The sequence below is a fragment of the Streptomyces sp. V2I9 genome (assembly GCF_030817475.1).
Lineage (GTDB): Bacteria > Actinomycetota > Actinomycetes > Streptomycetales > Streptomycetaceae > Streptomyces.
On record NZ_JAUSZJ010000002.1, the window covers coordinates 6558863 to 6574837 of the forward strand.

At 73.1% G+C, this 15975-nt stretch carries 12 protein-coding genes and 2 pseudogenes; 10 read left to right on the forward strand and 4 right to left on the reverse strand.

What is annotated here, in order from left to right:
• Positions 1-72 precede the first annotated feature (72 nt).
• A complete protein-coding gene (locus QFZ71_RS28420) occupies positions 73-969 on the reverse strand; it encodes an RNA polymerase sigma factor SigF (RefSeq protein WP_307671012.1) in 897 nt (298 codons plus the stop codon).
• A gap of 280 nt (positions 970-1249) precedes the next feature.
• Between QFZ71_RS28420 and QFZ71_RS28425 the strand changes: the two genes are divergently transcribed.
• Positions 1250-2734 carry an SDR family NAD(P)-dependent oxidoreductase gene (locus QFZ71_RS28425; protein WP_307671013.1) on the forward strand — a complete coding sequence of 495 codons (1485 nt, stop codon included), beginning with the start codon at positions 1250-1252 and terminating at the stop codon, positions 2732-2734.
• 359 nt (positions 2735-3093) lie between these two features.
• Positions 3094-3270 (forward strand): hypothetical protein, encoded by a 177-nt coding sequence (locus QFZ71_RS28430; RefSeq protein ID WP_156095448.1) that lies wholly within the window; start codon positions 3094-3096, stop codon positions 3268-3270.
• Positions 3271-3307: 37 nt separating this feature from the next.
• Here the strand turns inward: QFZ71_RS28430 and QFZ71_RS28435 are convergent, their stop codons facing one another.
• The 3 genes and pseudogenes from QFZ71_RS28435 to QFZ71_RS28445 all read right to left on the reverse strand — a co-directional run bounded on the left by QFZ71_RS28435 (position 3308) and on the right by QFZ71_RS28445 (position 5827).
• Positions 3308-4762: a lipase maturation factor family protein gene (locus QFZ71_RS28435; protein WP_307671014.1), complete on the reverse strand. Its 1455-nt coding sequence runs from the start codon at positions 4760-4762 to the stop codon at positions 3308-3310.
• A 59-nt stretch (positions 4763-4821) separates the two neighbouring features.
• Positions 4822-5331 (reverse strand): annotated as a pseudogene (locus QFZ71_RS28440) (DUF1990 family protein); the annotation flags it as partial.
• Positions 5328-5827 (reverse strand): annotated as a pseudogene (locus tag QFZ71_RS28445) (YndJ family transporter). The pseudogenes QFZ71_RS28445 and QFZ71_RS28440, both read right to left, overlap by 4 nt.
• 174 nt (positions 5828-6001) lie before the next feature.
• Between QFZ71_RS28445 and QFZ71_RS28450 the strand changes: the two are divergent.
• The 8 genes from QFZ71_RS28450 to QFZ71_RS28485 all read left to right on the forward strand — a co-directional run bounded on the left by QFZ71_RS28450 (position 6002) and on the right by QFZ71_RS28485 (position 15965).
• Positions 6002-7090, forward strand: coding sequence for a DUF6777 domain-containing protein (locus tag QFZ71_RS28450; protein WP_307671015.1), 1089 nt, complete (start codon positions 6002-6004; stop codon positions 7088-7090).
• A 139-nt stretch (positions 7091-7229) separates the two neighbouring features.
• On the forward strand, positions 7230-9308 hold the full coding sequence (locus QFZ71_RS28455) for a SpoIIE family protein phosphatase (protein ID WP_307671016.1): 2079 nt from the start codon (positions 7230-7232) through the stop codon (positions 9306-9308).
• A 181-nt stretch (positions 9309-9489) separates the two neighbouring features.
• Positions 9490-10854, forward strand: coding sequence for a wax ester/triacylglycerol synthase family O-acyltransferase (locus tag QFZ71_RS28460; protein WP_307671615.1), 1365 nt, complete (start codon positions 9490-9492; stop codon positions 10852-10854).
• A 36-nt stretch (positions 10855-10890) separates the two neighbouring features.
• Positions 10891-11751 carry an Fpg/Nei family DNA glycosylase gene (locus tag QFZ71_RS28465; protein ID WP_307671017.1) on the forward strand — a complete coding sequence of 287 codons (861 nt, stop codon included), beginning with the start codon at positions 10891-10893 and terminating at the stop codon, positions 11749-11751.
• A gap of 245 nt (positions 11752-11996) precedes the next feature.
• A complete protein-coding gene (locus QFZ71_RS28470; protein ID WP_307671018.1) occupies positions 11997-12749 on the forward strand; it encodes a LytTR family DNA-binding domain-containing protein in 753 nt (250 codons plus the stop codon).
• A gap of 167 nt (positions 12750-12916) precedes the next feature.
• On the forward strand, positions 12917-13279 hold the full coding sequence (locus QFZ71_RS28475; protein WP_307671019.1) for a hypothetical protein: 363 nt from the start codon (positions 12917-12919) through the stop codon (positions 13277-13279).
• The gene (locus QFZ71_RS28480) at positions 13276-14778 is read left to right on the forward strand and encodes a cation acetate symporter (protein ID WP_307671020.1); all 1503 of its coding nucleotides are present in this window, start codon (positions 13276-13278) and stop codon (positions 14776-14778) included. Before QFZ71_RS28475 ends, QFZ71_RS28480 begins: the two co-directional genes overlap by 4 nt.
• Positions 14775-15965, forward strand: coding sequence for a sensor histidine kinase (locus QFZ71_RS28485; RefSeq protein ID WP_307671021.1), 1191 nt, complete (start codon positions 14775-14777; stop codon positions 15963-15965). The genes QFZ71_RS28480 and QFZ71_RS28485 overlap by 4 nt, the downstream gene beginning before the upstream one ends.
• Positions 15966-15975: the final 10 nt, after the last annotated feature.

Here is a 15975-nt window from a genome sequence, read left to right on the forward strand (position 1 = left end):
ACGGCACGAAGCCGCCTGCCCCGAAGGGCGGGCGGCTGGAGTCCGGGCCGAACCCGTGGGGTTCGTCCGGTCTCACGCCTCTACGCACATCCCCTTGCGCAACTGCTGGACGATCCTGCTGAGCAGCCGCGACACGTGCATCTGGGACACGCCCAGCTCCGCGCCGATCTGCGACTGCGTCATCTCCGCCCCGAACCGCATCTGCACGATCCGGCGCTCCCGGTCGTCGAGCTGTTCCAGCAGCGGCGCCAGGGCGTGCAGGTTCTCGACGGCCTCCATGCCCGGGTCGGTCTCGCCCAGGATGTCGGCGTACGCACGCTGCTCCTGGCCCGAGTCGCTGTCGGCGGAGGGGGTGTCGAGCGAACCGGCGGAGTAGCCGTTGGCGGCCACCAGGCCCTCGATGATCTCCTCCTCCGGGAGGTCGAGGTGGGCGGCGAGCTCCTTGACGGTGGGGTCGCGGTCGAGCTTCGCGGACAGCAGCTCCTTCGCCTTGGCGAGATCCACGCGCAGCTCCTGGAGGCGCCGCGGCACATGCACCGACCAGGTGGTGTCGCGGAAGAACCGCTTGATCTCGCCGACGATGTACGGCACGGCGAACGTGGCGAACTCCACCTCGCGCGACAGGTCGAACCGGTCGATCGCCTTGATCAGGCCGATCGTGCCGACCTGGATGATGTCCTCGGTGTCGTCGCCGCCCCGGTTGCGGAACCTGGATGCCGCGAACCGCACCAGGGAGAGGTTCATCTCGATCAGGGTGTTGCGCGCGTACTGGTGCTCGTGGGTGCCCTCCTCCAGGACCTGGAGCCGGTCGAAGAAGATCTTCGACAGGGCCCGCGCGTCCTGGGGGGCGATCTTCCCGGCGTCCTCGACCCGGGGAAGCTCTCCGGTGACGTCCGCCGTCCGCGCACCGGGCCGGTCGTCGCGCAGCGGCGTCGTCGTCCCGGCGGCCCGCACTGACATCGCCGTCATGGTGTCACCCTCCTACTGCTCAATGTGTCGGACCGTCGCCTGCCCCCTGATCGCGAAGTCATTCCTGTCTTCTTCGCTTTTTCTCCGTTCTTTTTCCACGCCCCCTTCTCCGGTGACTCCGGCGACCCGACGGCGCGGCGCAGGCGGTCACCGGGGTGGGGCGGATGGGCCTCGTACACCGCTCGAACGGAGCAGTGGCCCGCGCATGGCAGACTTGATCGGGGTGTTTCGGCCTGCGGTGAACCACGACCCGCGGCGAGAAGACGGCAGAGGAACGGCAATGACGGTGACAGAGGACAGCCCGGAGGTCGCTCCGGGCGTCGAGGAGTTCGGTCCCGGGATCGACCCGGAGCGGCTGGCCGTCTGCCTGAGCGTGCTCGACGAGCTCGACCGGATCGAGGTGGACCACCCGGATGCCATTCTCGTCCGCCGGGCCACCGCCGGGATCTACCGCACCGTGAAGCAGCGCCGACGCCAGGAGCGCCGCGCCGCGAAGACCGCCCACGACCGGGCCGTCACCGAGGCCACGGCGACCGGCTCGGCCGAGCGCATCGACGACGAGACGCAGGGCGTGCTGCCCTCCTCCTCCGCCCTGGGCGAGATCGCGGGCATCCTCCAGCGTCCCCGGTCCTGCTACATCTGCAAGACCCGGTACGTCGAGGTCGACGCGTTCTACCACCAGCTCTGTCAGCCGTGCGCCGCGGAGAACCGCGCCCGGCGCGACGCCCGCACCGACCTGACCGGACGCCGCGCGCTGCTCACCGGCGGCCGGGCGAAGATCGGCATGTACATCGCGCTGCGGCTGCTGCGCGACGGCGCGCACACCACGATCACCACCCGCTTCCCGAACGACGCGATCCGCCGCTTCAAGGCGATGGAGGACAGTGACGAGTGGATCCACCGGCTGAAGATCGTCGGCATCGACCTGCGTGACCCGGCCCAGGTCGTCGCGCTCGCCGATTCGGTCGCCGCCGAGGGGCCGCTCGACATCCTGATCAACAACGCCGCCCAGACCGTGCGCCGCTCGCCGGGGGCCTACAGCGAACTGGTCAACGCCGAGTCGGCTCCGCTCCCGGCGGGCGAGCTGCCCGCCGCCGAGGTCATCGGCACCTTCAACAGCGGCACGGTCGACCGGGTCGCCGCGCTGCCCAGCGCCCGCAAGGAAGGGCTGAGCGCCCAGGAGGTCACGGACCTGGCCCTGGTCACCGGCTCCGCCTCGCCGGCCCGGATCGCCGCGGGTACCGCGATCGACGCGGGCGGCCTCGTCCCCGACCTCCACGACACCAACAGCTGGATCCAGACGGTCGACGAGGTCGAGCCCATCGAGTTGCTGGAGGTCCAGCTCTGCAACTCCACCGCGCCGTTCATCCTCATCAGCCGGCTGCGTCCCGCCATGGCCAGGACCGCCGCGAAGCACGCGTACGTCGTCAACGTCTCCGCGATGGAGGGCGTCTTCAGCCGCGGCTACAAGGGGGCGGGCCACCCGCACACCAACATGGCCAAGGCCGCGCTCAACATGCTGACGCGCACCAGCGCCCAGGAGATGTTCGAGAAGGACGGCATCCTGATGACAGCCGTGGACACGGGCTGGATCACCGACGAGCGCCCGCACCCGGACAAGATGCGTCTCGCCGAGGAGGGTTTCCACGCACCCCTCGACCTGGTCGACGGCGCGGCCCGCGTCTACGACCCGATCGTGCGCGGCGAGAGTGGCGAGGCCCTGTACGGCTGTTTCCTCAAGGACTACGCCCCCGCGAACTGGTAGCCCGAACGGGCTTGACCGCCCGTCGTTCTCCGTGCGGCAACCAGCAGGCCCGGTCCGGATGATGTCCGGGCCGGGTTTTCGCTGTGCTCAGTGGCCGAAAGTGACCTACCGCACACGTTCCATCGAGCATGGCGGCGCTCATTTGGTTACGCTGAGGCGAACGGACGTCATCGAGGGGCCCACGAAGGTTCCTCGACCGTCCTGGGACACGGCGGGTAACCCGGCCGCTGTCCCGCCCCGAACCGGCGCCACCGCGACCGATATCTCACCATCCCTGCCCCGCTCGGGGCGGTCGCGCTCCGGCATCGGTGCCGGAGCGCCGACGACGCCCCGAGTGACGCGACACAGAGGAGTGCGCGGTGACGACACCGGAACTGACCGAGCGCGAGATGCGCCCCGCCGAACGGACCCACGGACGGCCCGGCCGCCCCGAGAAGCTGCGGAACATCGAGGTCTGGGCGAGGTCCGCCCCGATCCGGCTGGCCGGATACGAGGACGACCTCGCCGAGCCGCACATCCTGCCCGGCATCGACTGAGCCGCAGGACCGAGGCTCCACAGCCCCGGCCGAACGGTCAGCATTTCCCGCGGCCCGTCTCCCCGCCCTCCCGCTCCGGCGGCAGCGGCCGGGTGACGGGCCGCAGGAATTCCCGGACGTACGTACGGTGCCACCAGCAGCCGGTGGACCGCAGCTCCTCAAGCCCGGTGAACCGGTAGTGGAACACCCGCGCACGTACCTGCCGGGGCGGCTCGTCGGGGAACGGGTTGTGCCCGAGCAGGCGGAGCGTGTCCCGGTCGCCCGCCAGCAGCCGCTCGGCGAACGGCCCGAACCAGGGGCGGGCGTAGGCGGGGGAGAGCGCCGCGAACCACATCATCCAGTCGAGCCGCAGATGGTACGGGGCGACCGGGCGCGGCAGCCGCCGCGGATCACCCGGCTTGCCCCGGAAGCCGTACTCCCGCCACTCGGCGTCGTCCCGGCCCGGCGGATCGGCGCTGCCCTCGACCACGACCTCCAGCCGCATGCGGCTGATGGAGCCGAACGCCCCGTAGGTGTTGACCAGGTGCAGGGGGTCGTAGGACCGGTTCATCGCCTGTCGCCGCGACAACAGGTTGCGCGCCGGGCGGTAGCTGAGCACCAGGACCAGGGCGGTGACGGTGAGGACCACCACCGCGTACCAGAGGGGCGGATCGGTCTGCGCCGGCGGGGGCCCGGCCAGGAACGTCCAGTCGATCGCGGAGAGCGCGAGGGCGATGGTGAGCCAGTTCAGCCAGGCGAAGTTCCCCGACAGGACCAGCCAGAGCTGGGTGAGGACCATCAGTCCGGCCGCCGCGCTCGCCACCGGCTGCGGGGTGAACAGCAGGAAGGGCACCAGCAGCTGCGTGACGTGGTTGGCTGCCGCCTCCACCCGGTGGACCGGCCGGGGGAGGTGGTGGAAGAACCAGCTGAGCGGCCCCGGCATCGGCTGGGTCTCGTGGTGGAAGTCGAGACACGTCAGCCTGCGCCAGCACGCGTCACCGCGGACCTTGATCAGTCCCGCGCCGAACTCCACCCTGAACAGCAGCCACCGCATCAGCCACAGGACCAGGACCGGCGCGCCCGTGTCCCCGGTGCCCAGGAAGACCGCCAGGAACCCCGTCTCCAGCAGCAGCGACTCCCAGCCGAATCCGTACCAGACCTGCCCCACCTGGACGATCGACAGATACAGCACCCACGGCAGCGCCCAGAGCAGCATGCCGCCCCACAAGGGCAACAGGCCGTCCACCCCGGCGAGCAGGGCCAGGGACAGGGCGCAGCCGCTCCAGGCGACGGCGGCGAAGAGGCGGTCCGAGTAGCGCAGCCGGAACAGCCCCGGAGCCGCCCGCCAGGGGGTGCGCCGCAGCAGCTCGGGCACGGGCAGCATGCCGCGCTCGCCGATCAGCGCCCGGAACTGCAGGGCGGCGGAGAGGAAGGCGGCCAGATAGACCACGGCCAGAGCTCGCTGGAAGATCAGCCGGCTCAGCCAGTAGCCCTCCGCGGTGAACCATTCCATCTCTGCCAGTATCGGCGAGAGCCCGGCCGGGGGCCCCTCCGCGCGACCGCGCCGGGTCGGCCCCCGCCGACGATCCGGCGCAGCGCGCGGCCGAGGCGACGCGCGTACCAGAGCTGTACGCGCGGCACCAGCGGTCCGCCGAGCCGGGCGTACCAGGAGGCGGGACGGGAGAACGCCAGCACGGTGAACCACACGGTTCCGTCGTCCGCCAGGTCCACCACGAAGCACTCCTCGCCGCGCTCGGGATGTCCGGGCAGGGTGCCGTAGCCGAAGCCGGTGCGGCCCTCTTCCCCGTACGCCGTCCAGATCACCTCGCACGGGGCGGTGAGGCGCAGCGGGCCCGCGCCCAGGGAGACCCGGACGTGTCCGCCGGGCTCAGCGCGCCGGGCCGCAGCCTCGACGCGGGCACCCGACGCGCGGTGCATGCGCCACTCGGTGATCGCCGCGCCGGCGGCGGCGAAGTCCGCCTCGCCGTGGCCGACGCGGGTGCGGTGGTGGAGATGGTGGTAGTTCCGGGGCAGCGGGCCGAGGCGGGTCGCGCCGACCTCCGGGTAGGTGAGGGTGCTCATGCGGTCCTGCCTTCGGTGTGGTTGTGGACGCTGCTGGGGGTTCGGACGGGGGCGTGGGTGCGGACGCGCCGCCAGGCCGGCAGTGAGCAGAGCGCGAAGCCCAGCGCGTTGCCGAGGCCGTGGGTGGCGGCCGTCCGGGTCAGGGTGGGTGGGGCAGTCCGGTCACCTCGCCCCCCGAACGCCCGCCCACCAGTGCGGTCGCGGCGACGGCCGGGGTGACCGGTGCGGTGAGCAGGGCGATCCCGGCGGGGTCGAGGTTTCGCCCGTGGACCGGGCGCGGGGCGTGCAGCGCCGGCAGGACGGCGCCCAGCGCGTAACAGCGGGCGAGGGCCGTGGCCGGGGCGCCGCGCGGCAGCCGGAGGGCGACCGCGCCCGGCGGGGCGAACAGGGGCCGGAGTCGGCGCACCCGGTCGAGCTCGCGCAGCTCGGTCGGCCGGAGCTCCGCCGGTACCACGAGCGTGCCCACCATGACATCGGCGTTGATCAATGCGAACACGACGCCCCGCGACTCCCCGACGTGAACGTGTTCAAGTCATAGGCCGAGCGTAGAGGCTTTCTTGAACGTGTTCAAGGCGAGGGGGGCGACCGGACGTCCGCTTGCGGGTCCGTGCTCGGTGCGGCACAGATGGTCACACCCCGTTCGTTCTCCAGGGACAGGCAGGAGAGCTCTGTGCGCTCACCCAGACATTTCCGGCGGACCGCGCTCGCCGCGCTGTCCGCCGGGGTGCTGCTCGCCGTCGCGGGCTGTGCCGAGGGCGGCGACCGGACGGCGAAGGGCACCACGGGCACGGCGGAGGCCGAAGACGTCCTCCTCCAGCCGCTTGCGTCCCCCGGCCCCGGACCGTTCACCGCGTCCACGGCGCGGTCTCCGGCGTCCCCGACCGCCACCGCCACCCCGGACTCCGCCCCGCCCGCCGCCACCCGTACGGTCCACCGGGTCTCCGGAACCGCTCCGGGGCTCTACGGCGGCAGCCGGTCCGTCGCCGCCTGCGACGTCGAGCGGCAGGCCGATCTGCTGACCGGCGACACGGGCAAGGCGCGCGCGTTCGCCGGCGTGTCCGACATCGAGGCCGTCCAGATTCCGGGCTACCTGAAATCCCTCACCCCGGTCGTCCTCAGCGTCGACACCCAGGTCACCAACCACGGCTACGGCGCCGGATCGGCCACCGCCTTCCAGGCCGTGCTCCAGGCGGGCACCGCCGTCCTCGTCGACAGCCGGGGGATGCCCCGCGTCCGGTGCGCCTGCGGCAATCCGCTGGGGCCGCCCGAGATCGCGGACGGGAAAGCCGCCCACCGGGGCGAGCGCTGGCCCGGCTACGACCCCGCGCGCCTCGCCGTCGTCGAACCCGGAGCCAGGGCGGCGACCAGTCTGATCATCGTCGACACCGACGACAACACCTGGATCCAGCGGGCCATGGGCGACAGCGGCGGCCGCGACCGCACCCCGGACGACCCGCCGCCCTTCGAGCCCGACGCCGACCTGCTCTTCCCGTCGCCGGGCCGCCCCACCGCATCGGCGCCCCCGGAGTCCGCGCCGTCCGACCCGGTCCCCTCCGTGCCGGAGGAGACGGACCCCGGTCCCGGAGAGCCGTCCGGCGATTCCGGGGACCCGCCGCCCGAAGGGCCGTGGGAGTACGAGGAGGGTGAACCGGACGTGGCGCCCGAGCCGACCCAGGTCTTCCCCGCCGAGCCGGACGAGCCCGCCCCGCCCGAGGAGGAGCCCATGGAAGCGGGCCTCGGCGACGCCCTCACCGGCTGACCCGGCCGTGCGGTCCGGCGCCCCGGCCGGACCGCACGGCCGGCCGACTCGGGGGAGGCGGCACCGGGCGGGAAGGGAGCGGCAGAAGCAGGCGGCATCGGACGAGAAGAATCTGACAAATGGTGGCAGAGTGGCCGATATGGATGATCGGGTAGCGGGTGCCCTGTCGTTCCCCGAAGACTGGCCCGCCCACCCGGACCTCAGCCTCGCCCTGAACCGTATGGGCAGCTTCGACTGGGACCTCGACACCGGCCTCATGCACATGGACCAGCCGGCTCTCGACGTGTTCGACCTGACCGCGGACGAGTACGACGGCCGGCCGGCCTCCCTCGCGCCCCGCGTGCCGACGGACGAGGCCCAGCGCCTCGACGGGCTGGTCTCGCAAGCCCTCAAGAGCGGCCGCGTCAACTACGGCGCGTACTTCCGCGTCCAGCGCCGCGACGGCACCCTGCGCTGGACCCACACCCAGGGTTTCGTCCGCCGGGACGAGAACGGCCGTCCGCGCCGCATCATCGGGATCGTCCGCGACGCCACCCAGGAACTGGCCGACTCCACCGCCCGGCACGAACTGGACGAGGAACGCCGCAGGCGCACCAGCCTGGTCGAGGGCACCACCGCCGCGCTGGCCCACGCCCGTACCGTCAAGGACGTCATCGCCGTCCTCAAGAACTCCGAGGGGCTCGCCCACCTCGGTGCCACCAGCCTCGTCATGGGTCTGCTGGAGTCCGGCCGCATCCACCTCGTGGCCGACGGCCCGGAAGGCGCGCACGTCCCCGGCACCCGGTACACCCGCGTGGACGAGCAGTACCCGATGAGCGAAGTGGTCCGCACGCTGGCCCCGCGCTTCATCGAGTCCGCCGAGGACTTCGCCGCCTCCTACCCGATCCTGTGGCCCGGCATCAGCCGCCTCGGGATCACCTCCGCCGCCTACATGCCGCTGATCGCCCAGGCCCGTCCGATCGGCGCCCTCGGTCTCCTCTACAGCGGCAAGGCCGGCTTCACCGCCGACGAGCGCAACCTCCTGATGGCGCTCGGGACCTCCATCGCTCAGAGCCTCCAGCGCGCGATGCTCTACGAACAGGAGCACGACCTCGCCGAAGGGCTCCAGCAGGCGATGCTGCCGCGCCGGATCCCCGCCGTGCCCGGCGCGCAGGTGGCCGTCCGCTACCGTTCGGCCCGGCTCGGCCGGGACATCGGCGGCGACTGGTACGACCTGATCCCGCTGCCCGGCGGCCGGGTCGGCGCCGTCATCGGGGACGTACAGGGGCACGACACGCACGCCGCCGCCGTCATGGGGCAGCTCCGGATCGTCCTGCGCGCGTACGCGGCCGAGGGGCACAGCCCCGCCACGGTGATGGCCCGTGCCTCCGTCTTCCTCCACGAACTGGACACCGACCGCTTCGCCACCTGCACCTACGCCGAGGCCGACCTCACCACCGGGGTCGTGCAGCTGGTCCGCGCGGGGCACGTGGACCCGGTGGTGCGGGACGTGGACGGCAGCTGCCGCAGAGTGGTGTCCGAGGGCGGGCTCCCGCTCGGACTCTCGGCGGAGTTCGGCCGACTGGAGTATCCCGTCGGCACGGTCGAACTCGACCCCGGCCAGACGATGATCCTCTTCACCGACGGGCTCGTCGAGCTGCCGGGCTCCGACCTCGACGAAGGCATGCAGCGGCTCACCGCACTCGTCACGAACGGCCCCCGGGACCTCCAGGAGCTGGCCGACCGGCTCTGCGACGCCGTCGACGGCCGCGGCGGCCAGGACGACGTCGCGGTCCTGCTGCTGCGCCGCCGTGCCGCCCACGCCCCCCAGTCGGGCGGCCGGCTCCAGCAGCACGTCGCGCAGAACGACCCCGAGGCGCTGAGCTCGGCCCGGCACATGATCCGGGCCGCGGTCCGGGCCTGGGGGGCCGGGGAGAGGGCCGACGAGATCGAACTCGCCGCCGACGAGCTGATCACCAACGCCCTCATGCACACCGACGGCGGCGCGATCGTCACGATCCGGGTGCTCACCGGGTCCGAACGCCGACTGCGCGTCGATGTCGAGGACCGTTCCAGCGCCCTGCCCCGGCGCCGCGAAGCGGGGGAGGACGGGGTGTCGGGACGCGGCCTGATGCTGGTGGACCGGCTGGCCGACGTCTGGGGGGTGGAGTCGCGCGGCAGCGGCAAATGCGTGTGGTGCGAGTTCCTCATCCCGGCCCGCTCGACCCCGGACCGCTGAACCCCGGACCGTCCCGTCCCGGCCGAACGTGACCGGCACTGCGACGTGACATTACGTAACATGTCCGTGCTCGACCGTGACCGACCGCAAGGATTGACTGCGGAGGATCGGAGACTTGCCCGGCCCTCCCGCCCCCGGCTCCGCTGCCCTCGACGCCATCTTCGACGACATGAGGCCCCCGTTGAGTACCGAGCTCCTCGCCCCGCTCGATCTCGCCTTCTGGCACCTCGAATCGGACGCCCACCCGATGCACCTGGGCGCGCTCGCCGTCTTCGCCCCGACACCCGGCACCGGTCCGCGGCGCATCCTCGGCCTTCTCGCCGACCGCGCCGCCGCCATCCCCCGGCTGCGTATGCGCGTACGGGACGTCCTGCTGCCGGTCGGCGGCGCGGCATGGGCCGTGGACAAGGACTTCGACGTGCGCCGGCACGTCGAACACGTTCCCGTGGGCGACGGCGACTTCATGGCGGAGGCCACCCGGCTGGCCGGCGAACTGATGGAGCGACCGCTCGGGCGCGGGCTGCCGCCCTGGCGGATGTACCTCCTCTGCGGTGCGGACGGAGCCCCCTTCGCCGTCCTGGTCAAGCTGCACCACGCCCTGGCCGACGGCCTGCGGGCGGTCGCCATCGGGGCCGGGATCTTCGACGAGATCGCCGCCGTCACCAGCGCCCGCGCCGCCTCCCGGAGCCTGCCGCCCGTCCCGCCCCGGTCGTGGCTGCCGGACCCGCAGGAGATGGCGGGGATGGCACTCGGACGGATCGGCGAGGTCGGCCGGGCACTCGGCGTGGGGGCCTCCGTCGTCCGCGCCGGCCGCCTCGGCCTGTGGAGTCCCTCCGCCTTCACCGCCCCCTCCAGCGGCACCCGGCGCCTGGCCACCGCCGACCTCGACGCCGGGGACCTCCAGCGGATGCGGCGCACCGAGGGCGGCACCGCCAACGACATCCTCCTCGCCGTCGTCGCCGGGGCGCTGCGCCGCTGGATGGCCGGACGCGGCGAAACCCTGCCCACGGCCGACCCGCGCGCCCTGGTCCCCGTCTCCCGGCGCCGCCCCGGCGGGCCCGCCACCGGCAACCGGCTCTCCGCGTACCTGCTCGGGCTGCCGGTCACCGAGGCCGACCCGCGCGCACGGCTCCGTGCGGTCCGGCGGGCGATGGACCGGAACAAGGCGGCCGGGCCGCTCAGGGGCGCCGGAGCCGTCGCCGTACTCGCCGACCAACTGCCCCCGCTGGCGCACCGGTTCGGCGCACCCCTGGCCGCCAACGCCGCCCGCGTGCTCTTCGACGTCCTGGTCACCAGCGTGCCGCTGCCCCGCTCCGCGCTCTCCCTGGGCGGCTGCCCGCTCACGGCCCTCCACCCCATGGCACCGCTGGCGCGGGGCCAGTCCCTGGCGGTCGCCCTGACCACCTACGGCGGGCGGGTGCACGTGGGCCTGGTGGCGGACGGCAAGGCGCTGCCCGACCTCGACCGGCTCGCCGCGGCGGTCGGGGAGGAGTTCACGGAGCTGTACGCCCTCGTCACCGGCACGGACCGCGCACCGGTCTCCTGACAGGCAGCCGGGCGGCGGCTGCGGCAGTCTGGAACCATGCCCGAACTGCCCGAAGTCGAAGCCCTGCGGGTCTTCCTCGACGACCACCTGACCGGCAAGGGGATCGCCCGCGTCCTGCCGCTGGCGATCAGCGTCCTGAAGACGTACGACCCGCCGCTGACCGCCCTGGACGGCGCGGCCGTCACCGCGGTCTCCCGGTACGGCAAGTTCCTCGACATCGAGGCGGGCGGCCTCCACCTCTGCACCCACCTCGCCCGCGCCGGCTGGCTCCGCTGGAAGGACTCCTTTCCCGCCGCCCCTCCCCGCCCCGGCAAGGGGCCGCTCGCCCTGCGCCTGGTCACCACCGACGGCGACGGCTTCGACCTGACCGAGATGGGCACCAAGAAGCGCCTCTCCGTCCACCTCGTCCACGACCCCCGGGACGTCCCCGGTATCGCCCGCCTCGGCCCGGACCCGCTGGCCGACGCCTTCGACCGCGACGCGTTCGCCGCGCTGCTCGCCGGGGAGCGCCGCCAGATCAAGGGCGCGCTGCGCGACCAGTCGCTGATCGCGGGCATCGGCAACGCCTACAGCGACGAGATCCTGCACGTCGCGCGGATGTCCCCGTTCAAACGCACCGCCGACCTCCGCGAGGACGACGTCACCCGGCTGTACAGCGCGCTGCGCACCACGCTCAAGGACGCCGTGGACCGCTCCAGCGGGGTGGAGGCGGGGAAGCTCAAGGCCGAGAAGAAGACCGGGATGCGGGTCCACGGGCGGGCCGGCGAAGCCTGCCCGGTCTGCGGGAACACCATCCTGGAGGTCTCCTTCAGCGACTCCTCGCTCCAGTACTGCCCCACCTGCCAGACCGGAGGCAAGCCGCTGGCGGACCGGAGGCTCTCGAAGTTCCTGAAGTGACGGCCCGGCGGCCCCGTCGCCGCCGGCCCCGCCCGTGCCCCGGCGAACCCGCGGACCCGCCCGCGGCACATCCGGAGCGGCTCCCCGGACGGCCCTGCAAGCGGAACGTGTCGGCGCTCCCGAGCCGCCCGTGACCCAGGCCCTCGCCCGGATACGAGGCACGGCAGTCCGCGGGTACCGCGCTACGGGAACAAGCCGCGCAACGCTCGGGCCATCGGCCCGGAGAGCACCTAAACTCCGGCCTCATGCTGCGCGTACTCGCCGTCGACGACGAACCACCCGCCCTGGAGGAACTCCTCTACCTCCTGCGCGCCGACCCCCGTGTCCGCAGTGCCGAGGGCGCGACCAGCGCGACCGAGGCACTGCGGCGCATCGGCGGCGCGGTGGACGCGGCACCCGACGGCCCGTCCGCGATCGACGTGGTCTTCCTCGACATCCACATGGCCGGTCTCACCGGTCTCGACGTCGCCCAGCTCCTCGCCGGATTCGCCGCGCCCCCGCTCATCGTCTTCGTGACCGCGCACGAGGGCTTCGCGCTCCAGGCGTTCGACCTCAAGGCCGTCGACTACGTCCTCAAACCGGTCCGCCGGGAACGCCTCGCCGAAGCCGTCCGCCGCGTCGCCGAGCAGGTGGGCGACCGGTCCGCCCCGGTCCACGACGGTGCGGGCGACCAGATCCCGGTCGAACTCGGCGGCGTCATCCGCTTCGTCCCCATCGACGAGATCGCGTACGCCGAGGCACAGGGCGACTACGCGCGGCTGCACACCACCAACGGCAGTCACCTCGTCCGCATTCCGCTCACCACCCTGGAGGAGCGCTGGCGCTCCCGCGGCTTCGTCCGCATCCACCGCCGTCACCTCGTGGCCCTCGGCCGGATCGACGAACTGCGCCTGGACGCAGGCAGCATGAGCGTACGCATCGGGGAGGCCGAGCTCGCCGTCAGCCGCCGCCACACCCGCGCGCTGCGCGACCTCCTGATGCGGCAGGGCGGCCGCTGACCGGCTGCCCGAGGCCGTCTCCGCGAGAGCGCGCGAGGAGGGACGGTCAGGCACCGCGCGAGCACACCGGCCGGGCCGTGCGAGGAGCTACGGTGCCGCCGCTGACCTGGGGGGACCTTCAGCGTTCCCTTCCCACTGAGGCCCGCCGACGCCTACACTCCGAGCCCATGTCCGCAGAGCCCACCCCCCGGCGCGAAGTGGTGACGGGGGAGCCGCGCCGGGTACGCCCGCTGCCCCGCTACCGCACCCAGGCGGAGATCGACGAGCAGACCGCCCTCGGCGGCGCCTATGTGCGCTCGCTGATGCGCGGCCAACTGCGCGCCGGACTCACCGTCTTCGGCGTGCTCGCCCTCGTGACGGGCACCCTGCCGCCGCTGTTCGCCGCGCTGAACAGCCCCGCCCTGGTCTGGGGGGTGCTCGGCTTCGCCGCCTATCCGCCGCTCACCCTCGCCGCCTGGTGGTACGTCCGCCGGGCCGAGCGCAACGAACGCGACTTCGCCCGGCTGGTGGAGGGCCGCCCCGCCCCGTGAGCACCCCCGACCACATGGCGTCCTGGGTGGCGGTCGTCCTCGTCGTCCTCGCCACCGTCCTCGTCGGCGGGTTCGGCCTGCGCATCTCCCGTACGACCTCCGACTTCTACGTGGCCTCCCGCACCGTGCGGCCCCGCCTCAACGCCGCCGCGATCAGTGGCGAGTACCTCTCGGCCGCCTCCTTCCTCGGCGTCGCCGGCCTCGTCCTCGTCCACGGCCCCGACATGCTCTGGTACCCGGTCGGCTACACGGCCGGATACCTGGTGCTCCTCGTCTTCGTCGCCGCACCGCTGCGCCGCTCCGGCGCGTACACCCTGCCCGACTTCGCCGAGGGCCGCCTCGAATCACGGCGGGTCCGACGGCTGGTCAGCGCCCTGGTCGTCGGGGCCGGCTGGCTCTACCTCGTCCCGCAGCTCCAGGGCGCAGGACTCACCCTCAAGATCCTCACCGGCGCCCCCGGCTGGCTCGGCGACGTGCTCGTCGCGGCCGTCGTGACCGCCGCCGTCGCCGCGGGCGGGATGCGCTCCATCACCTTCGTCCAGGTCTTCCAGTACTGGCTGAAGCTCACCGCGCTCCTGGTCCCCGCCCTCTTCCTGGTCCTCGCCTGGCAGGGCGACGGCCGGCCCCGGATCGGCCTCGACGACCAGCTCGCCGTCTTCCGCGCCGACCACCCGCTCTACGCCACCTACGGGCTGATCGTGGCGACCTTCCTCGGCACCATGGGCCTGCCCCACGTCGTCGTCCGCTTCTACACCAGCCCCAACGGCCGCGACGCCCGCCGTACCACCGTCGCCGTCCTCGCCCTGGTCGGCCTCTTCTATCTGCTGCCCCCCGTCTACGGTGCGCTCGGCCGCCTCTACACCCCCGAACTGCGGTACGGGGGAGACGCGGACGCCGCCGTCCTGCTGCTGCCCGCGCGGGTGATCGGCGGCGTCGGCGGCGACCTCCTCGGGGCGCTGATCGCCGGTGGGGCGTTCGCCGCGTTCCTGTCCACCGCCTCCGGGCTCACCATGGCCGTCGCCGGCGTGATCACCCAGGACGTGCTGCCCTCGCGCGGGGTACGCCACTTCCGCCTGGCCACCGTCCTCGCCATCGCCGTGCCGCTGCTGATCTCGCTGCTGGTCAGCCGGGTGCCGGTGGCCGACGCGGTGGGCATGGCCTTCGCCGTCTCCGCCTCCTCGTTCTGCCCCCTGCTCGTCCTCGGCATCTGGTGGCGGAGGCTCACCCCGCCGGGCGCGGCGGCCGGTCTCCTGCTCGGCGGCGGGTCCGCGCTGCTCGCCGCGGCCATCACGGTCGGCGGAGCGGTACGCCCGCCGGGCTGGCCGCACGCCCTGCTCGCCTGGCCCGCCGTCTGGTCCGTCCCCGTGGGCTTTCTCGCGATGATCCTCGTCTCGCTCGCCACCCCCGGCCGCGTACCCCGGGGCACCAACGCCGCCATGACCCGCTTCCACCTCCCCGAAACCCTCACCTCGGCGCGGGCCGCCGGGAGGGAACGATGAGCGGGGCCGGGGCCGCTGTCCTCGTCGTCCTGGCCGTGCTGCTGTTCGGGGCCGGTCATCTGCTCGGCCGTCGCACCGCCCGCCCGGTGCGCCCCAGCGACGTCGGCACCCCCGTCGAGCACGCCACCTTCGAGACCCTGCACACCGCGTCGCTGGCCGCCCCGCCGCTGCGGGCCGGGCTCACCGAGGAGAGCGCCCGGCGTGCCGCCCGCAGGCTGCGCTCCCTGCTCGGGACGGACGCCCTCTGTCTCACCGACCGGGACCGGGTGCTGGTCTGGGACGGGGCAGGGCAGCACCACGGCAAGGACGTGATGGAGCACCTGAAGGTGCCGCTCGACAACGGCCGCGGCACCGCCTTCGACAGCGGCTGCGCCGACCTCGACTGCCCGCTGCGCTGGGCCGTCGCCGTACCGCTCACCGTCGAGAACCGCGTCCTGGGCGCACTCGTCGCCTACGCCCCCCGCGAGTCGGCGGTGCTGGCCCGAGCGGCGGGGGAGGTGGCGCGCTGGGTCTGCGTCCAGCTCGAACTGGCCGAGCTGGACCGCTCCCGTACCCAGCTCATCGAGGCCGAGATCAAGGCCCTGCGGGCGCAGATCTCCCCGCACTTCATCTTCAACTCGCTGGCCGCGATCGCCTCGTTCGTCCGGACCGACCCCGAACAGGCCCGTGAACTGCTGCTGGAATTCGCCGATTTCACCCGTTACTCGTTCCGGCGGCACGGCGAGTTCACCACGCTGGCGGACGAACTGCACTCCATCGACCAGTACTTGGCACTCGTCCGGGCCCGCTTCGGAGAGCGACTCGCCGTCACCCTCCAGGTCGCCCCCGAGGTGCTCCCGGTCGCACTGCCGTTCCTGTGCCTCCAGCCGCTGGTGGAGAACGCCGTCAAGCACGGGCTCGAAGGGGCGGTCACCCGCAGCCGGATCACCATCAGCGCGCTGGACGCCGGCTCGGAGGCCGAAGTGGTCATCGAGGACGACGGGACCGGCATGGACCCCGAACGGCTGCGTCGGATCCTGCGCGGCGAAGGCGGCGCCTCCTCCGGCATCGGACTGCTCAACGTGGACGAGCGGCTGCGCCAGGTCTACGGCGACGACTACGGTCTCGTCATCGAGACCGGGGTCGGGGCCGGCATGAAGATCACGCTGCGGCTGCCCAAGTACCGCGCCGGAGTGCACGGTTCCTGAGCCCGGAGCC